The 18931-nt window shown below is 65.5% G+C and carries 14 protein-coding genes and 1 pseudogene; 6 read left to right on the forward strand and 9 right to left on the reverse strand.

Features of this window, described 5'->3' with window-relative positions; translation table 11 throughout:
• Nucleotides 1-29: 29 nt before the first annotated feature.
• The 4 genes and pseudogenes from ACSFC7_RS12975 to ACSFC7_RS12990 form a co-directional block, all read right to left on the reverse strand.
• The gene (locus ACSFC7_RS12975; RefSeq protein ID WP_436343197.1) at nucleotides 30-2525 is read right to left on the reverse strand and encodes a DNA topoisomerase I; all 2496 of its coding nucleotides are present in this window, start codon (nucleotides 2523-2525) and stop codon (nucleotides 30-32) included.
• A 196-nt stretch (nucleotides 2526-2721) separates the two neighbouring features.
• Nucleotides 2722-3636: an FkbM family methyltransferase gene (locus ACSFC7_RS12980; protein ID WP_436343198.1), complete on the reverse strand. Its 915-nt coding sequence runs from the start codon at nucleotides 3634-3636 to the stop codon at nucleotides 2722-2724.
• 135 nt (nucleotides 3637-3771) lie between these two features.
• Nucleotides 3772-7591, reverse strand: a pseudogene (locus ACSFC7_RS12985) (glycoside hydrolase family 97 catalytic domain-containing protein).
• A 355-nt stretch (nucleotides 7592-7946) separates the two neighbouring features.
• On the reverse strand, nucleotides 7947-8174 hold the full coding sequence (locus tag ACSFC7_RS12990; RefSeq protein WP_436343199.1) for a DUF7860 family protein: 228 nt from the start codon (nucleotides 8172-8174) through the stop codon (nucleotides 7947-7949).
• A gap of 217 nt (nucleotides 8175-8391) precedes the next feature.
• Here ACSFC7_RS12990 and ACSFC7_RS12995 point away from each other — a divergent pair, with 217 nt between their 5' ends.
• Nucleotides 8392-9882: an MATE family efflux transporter gene (locus ACSFC7_RS12995; RefSeq protein WP_436347957.1), complete on the forward strand. Its 1491-nt coding sequence runs from the start codon at nucleotides 8392-8394 to the stop codon at nucleotides 9880-9882.
• 247 nt (nucleotides 9883-10129) lie between these two features.
• Nucleotides 10130-11299: a zinc-dependent alcohol dehydrogenase gene (locus tag ACSFC7_RS13000; protein ID WP_436343200.1), complete on the forward strand. Its 1170-nt coding sequence runs from the start codon at nucleotides 10130-10132 to the stop codon at nucleotides 11297-11299.
• 8 nt (nucleotides 11300-11307) lie between these two features.
• On the opposite strand, the gene ACSFC7_RS13005 is transcribed toward ACSFC7_RS13000, so the two are convergent.
• A complete protein-coding gene (locus tag ACSFC7_RS13005; RefSeq protein WP_436347959.1) occupies nucleotides 11308-12795 on the reverse strand; it encodes a flippase in 1488 nt (495 codons plus the stop codon).
• 307 nt (nucleotides 12796-13102) lie between these two features.
• Nucleotides 13103-13492: an FxLYD domain-containing protein gene (locus tag ACSFC7_RS13010; RefSeq protein WP_436343201.1), complete on the reverse strand. Its 390-nt coding sequence runs from the start codon at nucleotides 13490-13492 to the stop codon at nucleotides 13103-13105.
• Nucleotides 13493-13693: 201 nt separating this feature from the next.
• Between ACSFC7_RS13010 and ACSFC7_RS13015 the strand changes: the two genes are divergently transcribed.
• Entirely contained in the window at nucleotides 13694-14623 is a 930-nt protein-coding gene (locus ACSFC7_RS13015) for a sulfide-dependent adenosine diphosphate thiazole synthase (protein WP_436343202.1), read from the forward strand.
• Nucleotides 14624-14662: 39 nt separating this feature from the next.
• Here the strand turns inward: ACSFC7_RS13015 and ACSFC7_RS13020 are convergent, their stop codons facing one another.
• Complete coding sequence (locus tag ACSFC7_RS13020) at nucleotides 14663-14959, reverse strand: hypothetical protein (protein ID WP_436343204.1); 297 nt, start codon at nucleotides 14957-14959, stop codon at nucleotides 14663-14665.
• Between the two features lie 137 nt (nucleotides 14960-15096).
• Here ACSFC7_RS13020 and ACSFC7_RS13025 point away from each other — a divergent pair, with 137 nt between their 5' ends.
• The 3 genes from ACSFC7_RS13025 to ACSFC7_RS13035 all read left to right on the forward strand — a co-directional run bounded on the left by ACSFC7_RS13025 (nucleotide 15097) and on the right by ACSFC7_RS13035 (nucleotide 17336).
• Nucleotides 15097-15987, forward strand: coding sequence for an NAD-dependent epimerase/dehydratase family protein (locus tag ACSFC7_RS13025; RefSeq protein ID WP_436343205.1), 891 nt, complete (start codon nucleotides 15097-15099; stop codon nucleotides 15985-15987).
• A gap of 77 nt (nucleotides 15988-16064) precedes the next feature.
• A complete protein-coding gene (locus ACSFC7_RS13030) occupies nucleotides 16065-16826 on the forward strand; it encodes a DUF7001 family protein (protein ID WP_436343206.1) in 762 nt (253 codons plus the stop codon).
• A gap of 99 nt (nucleotides 16827-16925) precedes the next feature.
• Nucleotides 16926-17336, forward strand: a complete 411-nt coding sequence (locus ACSFC7_RS13035) for an acyl-CoA thioesterase (protein WP_436343207.1) — start codon at nucleotides 16926-16928, stop codon at nucleotides 17334-17336.
• A gap of 55 nt (nucleotides 17337-17391) precedes the next feature.
• Here ACSFC7_RS13035 and ACSFC7_RS13040 read toward each other — a convergent pair whose 3' ends face one another.
• Nucleotides 17392-18216, reverse strand: coding sequence for an ABC transporter permease (locus tag ACSFC7_RS13040; protein WP_436343208.1), 825 nt, complete (start codon nucleotides 18214-18216; stop codon nucleotides 17392-17394).
• The gene (locus tag ACSFC7_RS13045) at nucleotides 18213-18884 is read right to left on the reverse strand and encodes an ABC transporter ATP-binding protein (protein ID WP_436343209.1); all 672 of its coding nucleotides are present in this window, start codon (nucleotides 18882-18884) and stop codon (nucleotides 18213-18215) included. The genes ACSFC7_RS13040 and ACSFC7_RS13045 overlap by 4 nt, the downstream gene beginning before the upstream one ends.
• Nucleotides 18885-18931: the final 47 nt, after the last annotated feature.

Here is an 18931-nt window from a genome sequence, read left to right on the forward strand (position 1 = left end):
CGTTCCGAGACGGGTCCGTCGCGAGCGTCTCAAGCGTTCGCCTGCCAGGACCGGACGCGATCGGCGCTGACGCCGTCGACGTCCTCCGCGACGACGTCCGCGTCGGCGTCGGTCAGGTCGTCGAGGCTCTCGATGCCCGCGTCGGCGAGTTTCTCGACCGTCTTCGCGCCGACGCCCTCGAGCGCCTCGAGATCCGAGCCGGTCTCGCTCTCGCGGGCCTGGAACTCCTGGTAGTTACAGATCGGACAGCCCAGTTCCCAGGGCTCGTCACCGCTGTGGACGACGAGTTCGGGCAGTTCGTGTTCCTCGCAGCGCTCGTCGGTGACCTCGATGTCGCCGCGTCGGGGCAGCGGCAGCGAGTACTCGCAGTCGGGATAGCGCGTACAGCCGACGAGTCTCGAGCCGCTCTGGAGGGTCTTGACGGCGAGTTCGCCGTCGTGTTCGTCTCCACAGTCGGGACAGACGCCCAGAATCGGCCCCTCACCGGCGTCCTCGGCCTTGCAGAGCGGGCAGCCGTGAACGAACGTCTGCCGGCCGGCGAGCATCTTGACCTCGTTCAGCCCGTGGTCCTCGCACTCGCTCTCCATGATCAGCGGCTTGCCCGTCGAGGGCAGCGGCAGCGTGTTCTCGCAGTCCGGGTAGCCGTCGCAGCCGACGAAGTACGAGCCGTGGCGACTGCGCCGGACCAGCAGGTCCTCGCCGCACTCGGGGCACGGACCCAGCCGCTTGTCGTCCTTGAGCGACTTGCGCAGTTGGTCGCCGATCTCCTCGCGCGACTCCGCGAGGTTGGCGAAGATCTCCTCGAGCATGTGCCGGGAGTCGTCTGTAACGTCTTGGAGCGTCGCTTCGCCGCTCGCGATGGCGTCCATGTCTGCCTCGAGCTGGGCCGTCATCTCCTCGCTGACGACGCGGTCGGCGTGGTCCTCGGCGGCTCCGACGACGGCCATCGCGAGTCGCGTCGGTCGCGGCGGATCGCTCTCGACGTAGCCGCGATCGTACAGTTTCTCGAGGATGTCGTGGCGGGTCGATTTCGTCCCGATCCCGAGATCCTCCATCGTCTCGATGAGCCGCGACTGGCCGTATCGGCGCGGCGGCTGGGTCTCCTTCTCCTCGAGTTCGACCGCCGAGAGGTCGAGTTCCTCGCCCTCGTCGACGTCCGGAACGAAGTTCTCGGTGCTGTTGAAGTAGGGATAGACGTCGTGGTAGCCCGCTTCGACGAGGCGCTTGCCGTTGGACTTGAGCCGGTAGTCGTCGACCTCGGTGACGACCTTGAGGTGCTCCCAGATGGCCGCCGCTGCGACCGTCGCGTAGAACCGGCGCACGACGAGTTCGAAGATCTCCCACTCGTCGTCGCTCACGTCGCCGCGGGCCGGAATCTCGCCCGTCGGGTGGATCGGGGGGTGGTCGGTCGTCTCCTCGTCACCCTCCGTCGGGGTGATCTCGTCGGCCTCGAGCAGCGACTCGGCGCTCTCGCCGAGGGTAGGGTGGCCGACGAAGTCGTCGAGCAGTTCCTCGGGGTCCAGATCGTCGGGATAGACGGTGTTGTCGGTCCGCGGGTAGGTGATGTAACCGGCCGTGTAGAGGTCCTCGGCGATCGACATCGCCCGTTTCGCCGAGTAGCCGATCGCGCTCGCCGCCCGGATGAACTGGGTCGTGTTGAACGGCGTCGGGGGCGTGTCCGTCCGCGTTCGGCGGTTGACGTCGACGACCGTCGCGCTGTCGCGCTGGGCGAGGGTCTCGTAGACCTCGCTCGCGGCGGCCTCCTCCCAGACGCGTTCGGCCTCGTTATCGTCCTCATCGCGGTAGAAGTACTGCGCGTCGAACGTGACCGGGTCGTCGCCCGCATTACGCTTCCGGAGGTCGGCGAACAGTTCCCAGTACGTCTCGGCGTCGAACGCCTCGATCTCGCGTTCGCGGTCGACGATCAGCTTGAGCGTCGGCGACTGCACGCGGCCGACGGAAATGAAGTCGTTGCCGAGTTGGCCGGCGGAGAGCGAGAGGAACCGCGTCAGCGCGGCCCCCCAGATGAGGTCGATGATCTGGCGAGCCTCGCCGGCGGCCGCGAGATCGAAGTCGAGGTCGTCGGGTTCGTCGAAGGCGTTCTGCACCTCGTTCTCCGTGATCGAGGAGAACCGGACTCGTTGGATCGGGACGTCTGCGTCGACGTCGCGGACGATGTCGTAGGCCTCCTTGCCGATCAACTCGCCCTCGCGGTCGTAGTCTGTCGCGATCGTCACGCGAGTAGCCTTCCGCGAGAGGATGCGCAGCGTCGCGACGATGTTCTCCTTCGTGGCCGTCTTCTCGACCGACGCGTCGATGAGTTCGACGGGTTCGACGTCCCGCCAGTCCGAATACTCGGCGGGGAAGTCGACGCCGACGACGTGGCCCGACAGCCCCACGCAGCGCTTGCCGCCCCACTCGTAGACATTGACGCCCTTCTCGCGACTCGAGTCGTACGTGCCACCGCTCAGGATGTCGGCGATCCGTCGCGCGGCGTTGTTCTTCTCCGTGATTATCAGTTCCACGACGGCTCACCTCCTCGAGCGGTCGGTGCCAGCTTGTGCGGGCGAGTGGTCTGCATTGTCGGCCGGTACGACTGAGGATCTGATAACGCTTTCGCCGAAAACCCGCCGACAGCGCGGGTGTGCGTGCGCCGTAGGCGTGTGCGCTCGAGCGGTTGCGCGTGCGCGAGGACCAGATCTGGTGACCCGACGACTGCCACTACGGGAGGGACGGATGCACCTCCTGTCCGCGTCGGATGAGCCGAGAGACCGGTGACGAGACGTCTGCCGCGGGCGTCCGCGTGGCGACGAGAATCGGATTCCTGCCCGTTCGATGCCGGCCGAGGTACTCCCGCGTGACATCGAAGCCGAATTCGGCCAGCATCGACTCGAGTTCGTCGACGTTGCCGTGGGGTTCGACGTAGAGCCGTCGACAGGGACCGTTCGAAAGCGTCGACTCGAGGCCCGCGAGGACGTCCGGCCCTGCACCCTCCACGTCGATCTTCAGCACCGTCGCCGACGGGAGTTCGCCGGTCTCGATCAGGGTGTCGCCGCGCCGAACGAGTATCTCGGTCGTATCGACGACGGCCGTCGACTCGCGGTACCGCTCTGCCATCGTGTGTTCCTGTGTGCCCGGTTCGTCGTCGTAGCGAAGCGCTATCTCGACTGTTCCGTCGTCGTCTCCGAGCGCAATGGGGACGACGGTCGCGTCGACGTCGTTCGCGTCGAGGTTCCGTTTTAACAGGGAGACGTTCGGCCGATACGGCTCGAACGAGACGACCTGGCCGTCGCCATCGCGCAGTTGCGAGCCGACGAAACAGCTGTACGTCCCGGCGTTGGCGCCGACGTCCCAGAAGACGTCGTCCGGTCGAACGTACGCCATCAGGTCGCGATAGATCGGTCGTTCGACCGTCTCTGCGACGCTCAGGACGCTAAGTGCCGAGCGCGTCGGGACCGCAAAGGTCGCCGTTTCGTCGCCGACTCGAAGCGTCTTCGTCCCGCCGTTGATCGTCTGATACCCCGTCCAGAGCCCCCACTCGAGCCACTCGTTGATCCCCGTCGCGTGCGCCGCTCGCTTGACCGGTCCCCTGTAAACCGTCTGAAAAAGACGTTCGATGGAGTCGATCACGTCCATGAGATATGTACACAATGACCACGGATAAGTGATAGCCAAGAATAATTCATCCGAGTGATGGGAGACTCTCGGATTTCTCGAAGACCGACACGCTGGGGGCACTCGAGGGGCAGGGAACTCGACGAAAACCTGCCCTTACAGCGGTGTGAACGGAATCGACGCCAGGGAGTCCGCGTCGTAGTCGAGCGCGTCGGACTGGTCGACACCCGGCGGCGTCAGGAGGTCGATGACGCGCGGAGCGTTCTCGACCGCGTCCGCCCGCGCCCCGCCGAAGGTGTAGCCGCCGGCCTCGACCTCGACCGGACGGAACGCGCCGAAGTCCTCGGAGCCGACCACCGGGACGACCTCGGCGTTCGCGATGTCGACGTCCAGCGCGTCCTTCTCGACCGAGAGGATGACCGTATCGGTCTCGAGGTCGACGAGCGTCTCCGGCGATCCGAGTTCGGTCTCGCTGGCGTCGACGAGCGTCGACTCGAACCCGCTCGCGGCGATGCGGTAGTGCCACTCGGATTCGAATTCGGCGGTGATCGCCAGGTCGCCGACCTCGGTCGTTCGACCGCCTTCCCGGGACGGATCGCGGAGGTACACGACGACGTAGTGGGGCGAGAACTCGCCGCCGAAGACGTCGTAGAGTTCCTCGACCTCGAGGGCGAACAGGTAGTCGGTGTCCGACTCGTAGACGCCGAACGAGCGCAGATCGAACACGCCGTCGCGGAAGTCGTCGCTGGTCGGATAGGTGTACTCGCCGGGACCGTAGTCGTCGCCCTGCGGATCGCCGAACTCGGCGACGACGTCGCCGGGTGCGACGGTGACCGTTGCCGACTCGAGGACGCGCCCATCGTCCGGATCGCGCAGGACGACGTCGTAGGTGCCGACGGACGTGATCGCGTACCCGAACTCGAACGTCTCGTCGGTCGCGCCCGGCGAGAGTCGGACGTTGTCGACGGTTACGCGGTCGCCGTCGACCTCGATGGCGACCGTCGTCCCGCCGACGAACGCGCCGTCGTTCGAGCCGGTTGCCGTAATGAACGGCTCGCCCGGCCCCGCCTCCTCGTCGATACTGTAGCTGAGATCCTGTGTCGGTCGCTCGTAGGTCGGGAGCTCCTCGCGTTCCCGTCCGGTCGCCCGTCGGAGTCGGATCGCCGTCCCGCCGCTGCGGGCCATCGAGGCGAGTACCGTCGTGTTCGGGTCGACGACGGCCCGGTCGATCCTGACGGTCTCGGGGTCGGATTCGTAGCCGCCGCCGAGGCCGTCCGAGTAGATCTCGACGACGTACGTGGGCCCCTTGGGGCCGTTGCCTCGGCCTGCGGTACCGGACTCGCCCGGCGCGAGGAAGTCCAGTGGAACGTCGATCGCACGTCCGCCCTCGTCGGTCATCGCACCGAAGTACCACTCGTCGTCCTTCCGTCGGGCGGTGACGATGTAATCGCCGATCTGCGAGTCGACGACGGTCGTCTCGTCCCAGCCGGCAGCGGGGACGGACTCGATGAACTCGAACTCGGGTTTCGCGTCGAAGTTCTCGTTCTCAGGCGTGTAACCCTCGTACTCGGCTGGAACTGGAGAGGGCGCGTCGACCTCGCTGATCCCGACGGTATTGCAATTGAAGCCGCCGACGTCGCCCTCGAACTCGTCTCCCGAATCGTCGTACCGGAGTTCGATCGCGATCTCGTTGTCGCCATCGTCGAGATCAACCGTCGTCGTGTACACCTCCCACTGGTCCCAGTACGCCGTGAATTTGGGATTGATCGTCCGCGTCGAATCGTTGACCCGCAGGGTCGCCTGTGGCTCGCCGGCGTCGACCACTCGAGGCGCGTTGTCCTCGGGAGCGGCCGCGTACCGGAGGTGGATCGTACGTGCCCGCGTCGGCGTCCCGGACGGTGAACGAGACCGACGAGCCCGACGGCACGCGGTTCGGGTCGATCGCGACGTAGTTCGTTCCGAAGGCGTTGCGCCACTCGTCGAGCGTGACGAAGCCGTCGATATCGCCCGACGCCGCCTGGAGACACTCGCCGACCTCGAGCGTCTCGTCGACGTAGGCCTCGACGCGGTCGGCGACCATCTGCAGCCCGCTGAGGTAGTTCGCGTACATCGCGAGCTGTTTCGCTCGCGTCGTCTGGATCCGATCGCCGCGGTCGTCGGTGAACGTGACGTCGAAGATCCCGGGCTGGAAGCTGACCGGACCGGCCAGATTTCGCGTGAACGGCAGCGTGACGTGGTGGTCCGCGCCGACGTTTGAACTCAGCTGATCGAAACCGTCAAACTCCTGGGCCTTCACGACTTCGCGGTTGGCCACGTTGGGGTAGGTCCGGATCTCCCCGGTCGGTTTGATCCCCTCGTGGATCTCGAGCAGCTGGCGGTTCGCCGCGGCGGCTTCGATGACGAGCCGGTGGTGATTGACGGCGAGTTGGTTGTGCTGGTTGTGGGTCGGATCGGAGCCGTCGCCGTCGATACCGAGTCCCTCGTCGGAGACGTAACCGTTCTTGATCGAGCGGATGCCGACGTCCTCGTACTGCCCGAAGACGGTCTCGTTCAGAATCGCGTCTTCGTAGTGGGGTACCGCACCCGCCGTCTCGTTGTGCATCGTCATCTCCACGTCGTTCTCGAGGTTCCGGCCGAAGTCGGTGACCTCGCGCACGTCGAAGTCGGGGTAGGAGTCGTCGACGCCGAATTCCAGCCCGGTCCCGTCGCCGGGGTAGGTGTCCCAGCCCTGGTTCCAGCCCTCCACGAGCACGCTGTCGATGCCGTTCCGGTCGGCGAACGTCATGTACCGCTTCATGCGCTCGGTTCGGGCCCCGTGGATGTATCCCGCCGCCTCCTCGAGGCTGTCGAACGACTCGTCGGGACGGTACTCCCAGTGAGCGGAGCCGGCGATCATCGTCCACCAGATGCCGAGGTACTTTCGCGGCTCGATCCAGTCCGTGTCGGGTTCGCCGTCGACGGTCGGTAGTACCGACTCCTTTAGCTCCGAACTCAACAGCGGGATCAGCTGTGACTCGATCAGGTCCCCCGGTCGCCGACCGATCTGGATCGTCCGCCACGGCGTCGCGTTCGGCAACTCGAGCGACGCTTTCGTCCCGTCGGGAAGCGGCGTCAGTTCCGTGGTGAACGCGGTGCCACCCTCGTCGTCCTGCGGTGCGAGGGTTGCGGACGCGTAGTCCTCCAGGTCCGACTCGTGAACGCTCAGGTAGGCGTCGCCGTCGTCCGCCTGCACCGTCAGCGGCGTGTGTGCGCCGTTGCGAACCGGTGTGTCCGTCGGTCGGGTCTCTCGCGAGCCGCCCGGTATCTCGCTGAGCGCCGTCTCGACGTACTCCTGTTCGAAGCGGGGGTTAGTGACCTCGTTCGCGATCCACCACGCGGTGTAATCGTCGGCGAACTCGAAGCCGGTGTTCTCCGCGGTGAGGACGGCCCGCTCGCTGTTGCTCGCGAAGCTGTCGTCGAAGACGACCCGAAAGCCCAGCCCGTCGTCGAACACACGAAGCTCGAGGTTGGCGGATCGGTCCGGATCGGCCGTCTCTTCGACCCCGAGGACGAGGGCGTTGTACTCGGCGGAGACGCTGTCGTACGCGCCCCAGACGGGATCCCACTGCTCCGTCTCGGCGCTTCGGTCGCTCCCGGTGACCTCGAGTTCGGTTCCCGCGGTACCGCCCGCCGCGGCTCCGAACGTCGGCTGGTTCCGAAAGTCGAACCCGACGGTCGACGACTCGATGTACGTCGTCCCGTCGAACGCGACCTCGTAGCTCGGCGTCCCGTCCGAAACGTCCACCGTCACCGAAATCGAGCCGTCCGGCGAACTGACCCGCTGGACCGCAGCGTCGTCGCCGTCGGTCACCTGTGCCGCGACGTCTCGGGGCACCGCCCGCGTGTAGGCTGCGGCGGCCAACGCCGCCGTCACGCCGCCGAGGAACTGCCGCCGACTCGGTTCTGAGTATGTTTGTTGTAATTGTTTCTCAAACATCGACGAGAACGAATGCCATACCCTCGAGTATAAATGTACTGAATTTTATACACGGGGTTTTATCTCACTATAAACTGGATGATGTTCCAGGGACGGGACGGATTGAAAGATCGTCTGTCACGAAGCCTTCGAAGCGAAAACGAGCGTTAAGCGATCGTTCCCCCGTATACGACTCACAAAAATTCGGAAGTTTCCATCACTATTCGTGAACGTTCAGCAATTGCTATCCGGAGACTCGCGAGCCATAACTCACCCTTCTGAACGATCGAATACTGTTCTTGACTCGAACTCGGGTACTGTCCGTCACCGAAGTACACCGTCCGTTCCGATTTCGGTACCGCCGCGACGGATCGCGCTACTCCGTAAGCGGGAGGAGAACGCCGAAGATCCACGGCGAGAAGAAGGCGGTGACGAGTCCGATCGCTTCGGCGGAGACGAACAGCGTGTGTTCCCACGCGGGAAGCGTCCCGAACAGGAGGGAACCGAGCAGTTCGCCGCCCGCACCGAGTGCGAACAGGCTCACTCCGACGAGGAACCCGGCTTTGGTCAGGAAGGAATAGTCGAGGTTTCCGTATCGTCCCATGGGGGAGGGTCGGGGATTACTCCCATAACAGTTGTGGACCGTTCCGAGCGAGTGAGAAGGACGCGGACGGTTCTACGGCCGGCAACGAGCGGCCTCCGGCGGTGTCCGACGGAGCCGGCAACCCACCCCGAGAGCCGAGCCCTTTTCACGGATCCGGGAGAGGGACGAACGAAACGAGACCGTGGCAGAAACGGATTCACAACGCAAGCGCGTCGATATGACGACGGGGGCGATCCCCCCCAAACTGGTACACCTCGCGTGGCCGCTGGTCCTCGGCAACCTGCTCCAGACGTTCTACAACCTCGCGGACATGTTCTGGGTCGGCCGCGTCAGCAGCGAGGCCGTCGCCGCCGTCTCGCTCATGTTTCCCCTCTCGTGGATGTTCGTCTCGACGGCGATGGGGATCACCGCGGCGACCATCGCGCTGGTCTCCCAGTACGTCGGTGCCGACGACGACCGGATGGCCGACAAGGTGGTCGGTCAGACGATCCTGCTCACGCTGGCCGTCTCGAGCGTCCTCGCGGCCGTCGGCCTCTACTTCCGACGCCCCCTGCTCGCGCTGATCGGCGCGCGCGATCAGGTGTTCGTCGAGGCGCTCGCCTACATCGAAGTGATCTTCCTCGCGCTGCCGCTGACGTTCCTCTTCTTCGCCTTCCGATCCTCCTTACAGGGCGCCGGCGACACGAAGACGGCGATGTGGCTCGTCTTCGTCTCCGCCGGGATCAACGTCGTCCTCGACCCGTTCCTCATCCTCGGCTGGGGCCCCTTCCCCGAGATGGGCACCCGCGGGGCCGCCGTCGCGACGTTCGTCGCCCGCGGCTTCGCCACCGTCGCCGGCGTGTACATCCTCCTCGACGGGCGGTACGGCGTCCGCCTGCGACTCGAGGACCTCGCACCCGACGTCGGGATCCTGAAGCAGTTGGTCGACATCGGCTACCCCTCGACGATCGACGGCTGGGCGCGCAGTTTCGCGTCGGTCGCGATGGCCGGCTTCGTCGCTCGCTTCGGGGCGAACCCGACGGCGGCATACGGGATCGGCGTCCGACTGATGTCGGTCACTTGGGCCGTCTCGGGGGCCGTCGGCAACGCGACGGCGACCGGCGTCGGCCAGAATCTCGGGGCCAAGACGCCGGACCGGGCAGCGGCCGTCGCGCGAACGGCGACCGCGGGAACGATGGTCCTGATCGCCGCCGTCGCTGCCGTGCTGATCGCCTTCCCGGCACAGGCCATGCGGATCTTCGTCGCCGATCCCGACGTGATCGCCGAAGGCGTCGTCTTCCTGCGGATCATGGCCCCCTTCTGGGCGCTCTTCGCGGGTGTGATGGTCATCCAGGGGGCGTTTCGCGGGGCCGGCAACACCCGCGAGGCGATGGTGCTCTCCTTCCTCTCGCGGTGGATCTTCCGGGTCCCCGTCGCGCTCGTGCTCGCCTTCGCCTGGACGGTGACGGTTCCCGTCTTCGGCCTCGAGGTCGGCGGCCTCGAGTGGGGCATCGAGGGCATCTGGTGGGCGTACTCGTTCGGAATGGTTGCCTCCTTCGTCGTCGCCGTCGGCTGGTTCCGACTGGGGACGTGGACGGAGGGCGTCATCGGCGAGGACCAGGCACCAGCGGACGAGACGGGTGGATCTCGGGACCGGTCCTCGAGTCGGGACGCCCCTCGAGCGGTCAGCGGGGACGAAAGTCACGGACCGGGAGAGGAGAACCGGTGAGGCCGTAGCCCGTTCGAGCCGGAGACGGCGACTCGAGGCCCGAAGTCGTTGCAGAGGCAGGTGCTACCTTTACTCGCCGCTTGACTGTTCGTTGCTAACGGGTTTGTGTAATGACCGACACACTCGCGATACGACCGTCGTCGCGTTCCGTACACCGTCGCGTCGAGGTTCCCCGGCGGGATCGGAGTCGTCGCCGATGGACCGCAGGAAGCGGAGATCGAACGGCCGACCAGTACGGAGGGAACCGATGAAGGCCCTCACCTGGCACGGCGAACAGGACGTCCGCGTCGACGAGGTCCCCCGGCCGGAAATCGCCAACCCGACCGACGCGATCATCGAGATCACGGCCACCGCCATCTGCGGCTCCGACCTCCACCTCTACAACGGCTACATGCCCGGGATGCGAGAGGGCGACGTGCTCGGTCACGAGCCGATGGGGGAGGTCGTCGAGGTCGGCAGCGAGGTCGAGACGCTCGAGGTCGGCGACCGCGTCGTCGTCCCCTTTACGATCAGCTGTGGCTCGTGTTGGTTCTGCGGGGAGGAGCTGTACTCGCTGTGCGACAACTCGAATCCGAACGCCGAAATCGCCAGGAAGGCGATGGGCCACTCGCCGGCGGGACTGCTCGGCTTCTCGCACCTGCTGGGCGGCTACGCCGGCGGTCAGGCGGAGTATCTGCGGGTTCCGTACGCGGACGTCGGCCCCATCACCGTCGACTCCGACCTGCCGGACGAGCAGGTGCTCTTCCTCTCGGACATCTTCCCGACGGGATACATGGCCGCCGAGAACGCCGATATCGAGGCGGACGATACGGTCGCGGTCTGGGGCTGTGGCCCGGTGGGTCAGTTCGCCATCCAGAGCGCCTGGATGTTCGGCGCGAATCAAGTGGTCGCGATCGACCGCGTACCGGAACGCCTGGAGATGGCGAGCAGCCACGGCGACGCCGAGACCATCAATTTCGAGCACGAAGACGTCTACGATCGGCTGATGGAGATGACGGGCGGTCGCGGACCGGACCGGTGTATCGACGCGGTCGGGACGGAGGCACACGGCACGGGCCTCAAGGGAGTCACCGAGAAGGTCAAACAGGAGATGCGGCTGCAAGACGACCGGGTTCACGTCCTCCGGCAGGCGATCAAGTGCTGTCGGAAGGGCGGGACGCTCTCGGTTCCGGGCGTCTATCTCCGCGAAGGGGACAACGTCCCGCTCGGTCCGTTGATGAACAAAGCGCTGACGGTGAAGACCGGACAGACGCACGTCCAGCGCTACCTCGACCCGCTGATGGAGAAGATCGAATCCGGCGAGATCGACCCCTCGTTCGTCCTCACGCATCAGGCGTCGCTCGAGGACGGGCCGGAGCTGTACGAGACGTTCAACAACAAGGACGACGACTGCATCAAGGTGATGCTGACGCCGTGAGTCGGCGACTACCTGCTCGGAATCCACTTTCTGAGCGTGGGACTGAACTCGGCGGCCATCTGCGCGTCCGCGTCGGTGAAGGCGTCCGTCACGATTAGGGTGAGCAGGTACGTGCCGACGACGACGACCGGGAGCACGGCGACGATGATCGTGTCCGACTCGAGGAGGTAGACGATCGGTGCGCCGGCGATAGCCGCGGGAACGCCGGAACCGACGATTTTGGCGAAGTCCCGGGTGAAGGGGTGGATGCCGTCGAAGTAGTAGATCTCGACGAGAGTCATGCCGCCGACGAGGAAGAGCGCCGTCGCCGATCCGATCGCCGTCCCTTCGATCCCGACGAAGGGCACGAGCGTGAACGAGACGAGGAAGTTCGTGCCGAAGAGGACGAGGGTGTTTCCGAAGACGACCCGCGAGTAGCCCAGCCCCTGTAACAGTGAGCCGTCGGGACCGCCGAACGTGACGTTGAACAGGAACGCGACGGCGAGCAGCGCGACGACGGCGCTCGCTTCGGAGTACTGGGGCGTGTACAACACCGCGAGGTACGAACTCGCGCCCAGCGAGAGGAAGATCGCGATCGGGAGGGTGATACCGGCGATCCAGCGGGCCATGATCCGAAACCGCTCTTCGACCAGATCGATGTCGTCCCGCGTCTCGGCGATCAGCGGCTTGAACACGGGCGACAACGAGTTGAAGATGATCATCAGTCCCGAGCCGAGCATGTAGCCGACGCGGTAGATGCCGACGTCGTCCGAGTCGAGGAAGAAGCCGAGGACGAAGTAGTCGACGTGGCCCATCAGGACGAAGACGACGCTGGTCATCGCCAGCGGGAGGGAGTACTTGACGAGCGGCCCCGGTGCGACGAGTTCGATATCGGCCGTCAGGAGGTTCCAGGCCTTGTAGACGAAGACGGCTGCGCCGATCGTGATCGCGACGAACAGGCCGACGACGTAGCCGGTGATCAGTCCGAGCAGCCCGTATCCGACGAGCAAGAGCCCCGCGGTGACGGTAAAGCGGACGATCGGCCGGACCAGATCGCGCATGATGACGCGGTACTGGAGCTTCTTGATGCTGTAGTAGGAGGTCAACAGGACGTTGTAGATCGCGAGCATCGGGATCGTCACCGAGAGCAGGAGGAGGCCGACGCCCATCGCAGGCTCCTGAAAGAGTTCGGCGATGTACGAGGCACTGACGGCGAGTGCGAAGGCGACCAGCGAGGACGTGATCAGCACGGTGGCGGTCACCTGGACGATCACGCCTTTGGCTTTCCCGTGCTCGCCGTCTTCCAAGTACTGCGGCACGAAGTAGTCGATCGCCAGCGGCAGGCCGAGGTTCGCGAACACCTGCATGAACAGGATGACCGACGTCGCCAGCACGAACAGCCCGTAGACCGAGGGGCTGACGAATCGGGTCATCAGCATGACGATCGCGAACCCGAGCGCGCCGTTGATGACGTTTCCGACGAACGTGATGCTCCCCTGTTTCGCGAGCGTCGAGATTCCTTCGTCGTGGTCCGGGTCTGACGTCGTCTCGGAATCGGACTCTGCACCGAGACCGAGTCCGGCATCCGAATCCCGGTCGGGACCAACACCGGTGTCACGGTCGGGTTCGGAACCAGCGTCGCGGTCGGAATCGCCACCCGCGTCGCGACTGGGATCGCGGTCGGTTCCCGAGTCGCGATCCGGATCGCCGTCGGTCACGCCGACCACCCCTCCCGCCCGCTCGTCGCGGTATCGACTGCTCGCGGCTCACCCGAGTGACCCGTAAGCGAGCGCGTTCGGTACGTCCACTCCATGCGCGTAACGATCAGACCCCCGTTGCCGGTTCGAGTTCGTACGTCGTGACCGCCGCTGCGTCCTCGCCGAACCTGGGAAACTCGATATCGAACGGCCACTCCTCGCCCGACGAAACGTCCGCATCGACGTTCTCGATGACGGACTCGAGTTCCTCCCCCTCCTCGTCGAAGAACGTCGCTCGGATCTCGAGGTAGGAGAGCGTTCGATCACCGACGTTCCTGACCGCTCCCCAGACCACAACCCGCTCGTCGTCGGTACCGATATTGTCGCGAACGAGGTCGGCCCAGACGATCTCGACGTCGCCGGGTTCGGTGATCTCCTCGCCATTGTCCTCGAGGAACTCGAGACACCCCGACAGTGGCACGAGAGCGGCACACGCGAGAAACGCACGACGATCCATCTGTCTGGTATAGACGAGGCCGAGCCTTCAGCGTTCGGGTCCCAGCGTGTCGACTGGACTCGAGTACGCCGGTGGATGCCCGGATCTGTCGATGGTCGCCGTTCGTCCGTTGTGTTTTCCACTAACTACTATGTACATTGAACGTTCGGCCGGCGGACAGCACGACAGACTTTTCACCACAGGGTCCTACCACCCAGTTGTATGAGCGAATTCGAACAGTTCAGTCAGGTCGGCGAAGCCGACGTAACGCGCGCAATCGGACAGGAGTGGACCGAGGAGTTCATGGACTTCTCCGACTCGGACGTCATCATCGTCGGGGGCGGCCCCTCGGGGCTGACGGCCGCGAAGGAACTCTCCGAGCGCGGTGTGAAGGTCATGGTCGTCGAGAAGAACAACTACCTCGGGGGCGGGTTCTGGCTCGGCGGGTTCCTGATGAACAAGGTGACCGTCCGCGACCCCGCACAGCAGGTGCTCGACGAACTCGACGTCTCCTACAAGCAGTCCCAGGACAGCGAGGGGCTCTACGTCGCCAACGGCCCCGAAGCCTGTTCCGGCCTCATCAAGGCCGCCTGCGACGCCGGCGCGAAGATGCAGAACATGACCGAGTTCACGGATATCGTCATCCGCGAGAACCACCGCGTCGGCGGCATCGTCATGAACTGGACGCCGGTCCACGCGCTGCCCCGCGAGATCACCTGCGTCGACCCGATCGCGGTCGAGGCCGATCTCGTTATCGACGCGACGGGCCACGACGCGATGGCCGTCAAGAAACTCGACGAGCGCGGCGTCCTCGACGCGCCCGGCATCGGCGACGCCGAGGAGTCGGCGACCGGCATGGACCAGACCGGCGACGACAGCTACGGCGCGCCCGGCCACGACTCGCCCGGCCACGACTCGATGTGGGTCGGCAAGTCCGAGGACGCCGTCGTCGAGCACACCGGTCTCGTCCACGACGGCCTGATCGCCACCGGGATGGCCACCGCGACGACCTACGGCCTCCCGCGCATGGGGCCGACCTTCGGTGCCATGCTCGTCTCGGGCAAGCGCGCCGCCCAGGTCGCGCTCGACGAACTCGAGGTCGACGCCGAACCCGTCGAACTCACCAGCCGCGCCGCGCCCGCCGACGACTGATCGACGCCGACTCGCGGTCTCGAATTTTTTGCGCCCGACTCACGACCAGCGGGTCTCGTCCGTCCAGCTACCGTCCGGAGAATCGTCGGTCAACGGTTCCGCACAGTAGTCACAGACGCCGTCGGCTGTCGTTCGAGCGCCACACGACGGACAGTTGATCTTCGATGGCTGGGACGACGACTCGCCGGAACTCGCGAGCGCGTGAAGTCGTTCGAAGTCGACGATGATCCGTAGCACGACGATCGCCCCGACCGCGGCGAACACCGCGACCGTTGCCAGTGTTTCGGCAGTACTAGACGAGACGAGAAGCGCGAAATCGTACGCTATAGCTGACATGTGCCGCGATTTCTCGAGACCAATCGTAAATCTTGGTATCCACCCTCGCTCGAGACGTTCGAACCGCCTGTTCTCGTCGTCGCCGTCAGCGTGCGGAAATCCACACCGTTTTCGCGACCCGCGAGCAGCGTTCGACCATGAAACTCGTCGTCACCGGTGCGACCGGCGGTGCGGGTAGTTGGATCGTCGATCACGTCGCGGATGCCGGCCACGAGGTGATCGGAATCGACCTCGAGCGACCGCCCCGCGAGCGGGATAACGCGACCTTCCTCGAAGCCGACCTCACCGAGCAGGGACAGGCGTTCGAGGCCGTCCTCGACCCCGAACCGGACGCGGTGATCCACTTCGCGGGAATTCCGCGCATGGGAATCACGACCGGCACCGAAACGTTCCTGACCAACGTCTCGAGCGCCTACCACGTCTTCGAAGCGGCGGGGCGGGCCGGTGCGGACGTGATCTGGGCCTCGAGCGAGAGCCTCTACGGGATGCCGTTCGCGGCAGAGCCGTTCCTTCCGGACTCCCTGCCGATCGACGAGAGCCACCCGATGCGCCCGGAAGACGGCTACGGGACCTCGAAACTCGTCGGCGAGGAACTGGCCGCGAAGACGGTCCGCAAGCACGGGATTTCGGTCGCCTCGATTCGGCCCTCGTGGATTCAGTACCCCGGCGAGTATCGGGCGACCGACGGCAACGCCGCGTTCGATCCCGAGACGGCCGACCCGAGCGGCAACTTCTGGTCGTACGTCGACGTCCGCGACGTCGTCTCGATCGTCGACGCCGCCCTCGAGGCCGATATCGATGGCCACGAGGCGTATCACGCGATAGCCGCGGAGAACTACCTCGGTCGGGAGACCGGAGACGTGATCGAGACCGTCTTCGGCGACCTGCCAGCAGCGTGTGATCTCGAGGGCGAGCAGTCGGCCTTTTCGACGGCGAAGGCCCGGCAGGAACTCGGTTGGGAGCCCGAACACTCGTGGCGCGAGGCCGAGGACGCAGACGTGAACGGACCGTCGTTTCTGGATCTCTAGGCCCCACTCGAGGCCGTCGCTCGAACGACCGATCCGCGACCGCAAACGTTTCACCGAGTGGTACGACTAGCGAATACATGGTCGATAGCGTCATCCTCTATCGCGCCCCCTCGACCGTCGTCGAGGCGGACGAAATCGGCGACTGGCTCGAGCCCCGAATCGACGCGTCGATAACGGTTCGCGACCGCTTCCTCGACGTCCACCGAACCGACGCCCTCGCCGAACAGTTCGCCCAGGCGCGGGTGAGTTCACCCTACGACCGCAGCACCGGCAACACGATGCTGGGGATCGTCCGGTACGAGGAACGCGCCCTCGAGAACCCCGAGCGCGAGGGCGGCGTGCTCTACGATGGCCTGCAGGTTCAGCGGGCGCTCAACAGCGCGCTGCCGACCGACGAGCGCGGCCTCGAGACGCTGCACGTCCCGGTTCTGGATCGGGCGATCGGCACCTGGGGGGACCACGACGGCCGCTGGCACAAGCGGGTGAACGTCCTCGGCCAGCCCGCGCTGGTGTCGGTGCCCGGACTCTACGAGGCACCCGCCAAGCCCGAGGAATACTACAAGGAAAAGCAGCGTCACGCCATGCTCTCCGGCGATACGCCGCCGCGAGAGGTGCTCGAGAATCAGGTCGAGGGCGACTTCCTGATCGAGGACGACCCCCGGACAACCGACGCGCTGTGCGGCTACGTCCTGCAGGCGTACCACTACCTCGAGACGGGCGAATCGTTCTGCGACCGCGAGGTGTGTCGGCTCTACAACGCGCACTATCACGAGGAACTGATCGACGCCCAGTTGCGCGATCCGCAGTTCTGTACGGCCCACGCGCGGCTGTACGAGTAGAGCATATCGTCGGCCGACAGCAACTCGGATATCCGCACGACGGCGGGCCGATTGCCAGAACCATAGCTCTCTTTTGTATCAGCCGGTTACGGACACACAATGAACCATCCGTTTACCGTTTCGGTCCCCGTCCAGTATCGCGACCTCGATCCGCTGAATCACGTCAACCACGCCGTCTACGCGAGCTATCTGGAGGTCGCCCGCACGGACTATCTGGAGGAGGTCGGCGGCATCGCCGCCGAGGACATCTCGTTCGTCATCGCGAACCTCGAGATCGACTACCGACGGCCGATCCTCAAGGGCGACGATCCCGAAATCTCGGTCCGAATCGGCCGACTGGGCGACTCGAGTTGCACGATGGAGTACGAGATTCGCGTCGGCGACGACGTGGCCGCGACGGCCGAGACGACGATGGTCCATATCGACGCCGACTCGAAACGGCCGTCGCCGCTCCCCGACGAGATTCGAGAGCCGATCGAGGCGTACGAGGGGCTCGAAGCGCCGGCATAGGTGCTCGAGACACCGGCGTAGCGCTCGAACGTTGTTTTGGCCGTTCGTCCTCCGGTTAGCCGTCGATCGCCTCGAGCACGTCGCTATCGAGCTGTTTCGCGTCTGTGAACACGTACCGACTGACCAGAAACGTGCTCGCCACGCTCGTCAGCGCCCCCGCCGCGAAGAGCATGAGCATGATGACGAACTGGTACTGGGCGGCGTAGATCGGGTTCGCGCCGGCGATGATCATCCCGGCCATTAGCCCCGGGATCGAGACGATCCCCAGGCTCTTGATCCGATCGAGCGTCGGGATGAGCGCGGCGTAGACGCTCGTCGAGACGTACTCGCCGACGACGCGCTCCGGCGGGACGCCGACGCTCAACACCGCCTCGATCTCGGCCTGATTGGTCGAGATTTCGCCCGTGAAGCGCTCGAGCGCGAGCGAGTTGGTCTTCATCGCCATCGCGATGACCATGCTGCCGACGACGATCAGGTCCCGCATCGTCCGCTCGATCGCGCCGGCGAACGCCATCGAAGCGATGACGATCCCGGAGCCGAGCGCGATCGCCGCGAGCGACGCGCGAAAGGAACCGGGCAGGTCGGCACCCCGCTCGTGAGAGATCCAGGCCGCAGCGGCGATCATGAACGCGAGGACGACGCTCGCCCACGCGATGTGGGCCGCGAGCAGCATCCCGATCACCGCGCCGGTGGCGAGGATCTGGACGAGGCCCCGTCCGCTCGTCGCGAGGAGTTCGCGTTCGAAGCCGAGGTTCCGGAGAGAGGTGACTACCAGCACGAGTAGGGTGAGCGCGACCGCGATGCCGATCTGGACGAACCCCGTGCGTATCTCGGGATCGGTCAGGTACTCGAGCGCCGTCGCGAGCGCCGCTTCGGTCACGGGATCACCTCTCGCGGCGTGCCGACTTGCGTCACTCTCCCGTCCTCGAACCGGACGATACGGTCCCCCAGCCGACGGGCCTGATCAGTATCGTGCGTGACGACGACGCAGGTCAACTCGTCTTCGCGGATCAACTCCTCGAGTAAACCCTCGATCTGCGATTCGGTTTTCGAATCGAGGTGCGCGCTCGGCTCGTCGAGCAGGACGACCTCCGGATCGACGTACAGCGTTCGCGTGATCGCCACGCGCTGTTTCTCGCCGCCGGAGAGGTCGTCGATGGACTCGTCCCGGTAGCCGCCCAGTCCGACGCGCTCGAGGAGACGGTCGACGCGCGCGTCGTCGACGGGTTCGTCTCGCAGCCGATCGCCGACGGTGACGTTCTCGGCGACCGTGCCCGACCGTAACGCGGGTGACTGGGGAACGAATCCGACCCGCCGTCGGACCGTCAGCGGGTCGATCCCGCGATAGTCGCGGCCGTCGAGGTAGACGGTTCCGTCGGTCGGTTCGTCGAGTCGATTGAGCAATCGGAGAAACGACGACTTGCCGGCCCCGGAGGGACCGATGACGGCTGCGACTTCGGCGACCGGGATCCGAACGGAGACCGAATCGACGATCCGTTCGCCGCCGACGACCCGCGTGAGATCCTCCGTCTCGAGTTTCGACGCCATTCGGGTCGATCTTCGGTCGCGGGACGGAAGTCGTTGTCCACGAGGCT

Origin of the sequence: Natronorubrum halobium (assembly GCF_051351675.1) — an archaeon.
Lineage (GTDB): Archaea > Halobacteriota > Halobacteria > Halobacteriales > Natrialbaceae > Natronorubrum.

Excerpts from the sequence above, each read along its gene's own strand:
- ACSFC7_RS13010 (WP_436343201.1), bottom strand. The coding sequence starts at position 13,492 with ATGGATCGTCGTGCGTTTCTCGCGTGTGCCGCTCTCGTGCCACTGTCG.
- ACSFC7_RS13000 (WP_436343200.1), top strand. The coding sequence starts at position 10,130 with ATGAAGGCCCTCACCTGGCACGGCGAACAGGACGTCCGCGTCGACGAG.
- ACSFC7_RS12990 (WP_436343199.1), bottom strand. The coding sequence starts at position 8,174 with ATGGGACGATACGGAAACCTCGACTATTCCTTCCTGACCAAAGCCGGG.
- ACSFC7_RS13035 (WP_436343207.1), top strand. The coding sequence starts at position 16,926 with ATGAACCATCCGTTTACCGTTTCGGTCCCCGTCCAGTATCGCGACCTC.
- ACSFC7_RS13020 (WP_436343204.1), bottom strand. The coding sequence starts at position 14,959 with ATGTCAGCTATAGCGTACGATTTCGCGCTTCTCGTCTCGTCTAGTACT.
- ACSFC7_RS13015 (WP_436343202.1), top strand. The coding sequence starts at position 13,694 with ATGAGCGAATTCGAACAGTTCAGTCAGGTCGGCGAAGCCGACGTAACG.
- ACSFC7_RS12980 (WP_436343198.1), bottom strand. The coding sequence starts at position 3,636 with ATGGACGTGATCGACTCCATCGAACGTCTTTTTCAGACGGTTTACAGG.
- ACSFC7_RS12995 (WP_436347957.1), top strand. The coding sequence starts at position 8,392 with ATGACGACGGGGGCGATCCCCCCCAAACTGGTACACCTCGCGTGGCCG.
- ACSFC7_RS13030 (WP_436343206.1), top strand. The coding sequence starts at position 16,065 with ATGGTCGATAGCGTCATCCTCTATCGCGCCCCCTCGACCGTCGTCGAG.
- ACSFC7_RS13025 (WP_436343205.1), top strand. The coding sequence starts at position 15,097 with ATGAAACTCGTCGTCACCGGTGCGACCGGCGGTGCGGGTAGTTGGATC.
- ACSFC7_RS13045 (WP_436343209.1), bottom strand. The coding sequence starts at position 18,884 with ATGGCGTCGAAACTCGAGACGGAGGATCTCACGCGGGTCGTCGGCGGC.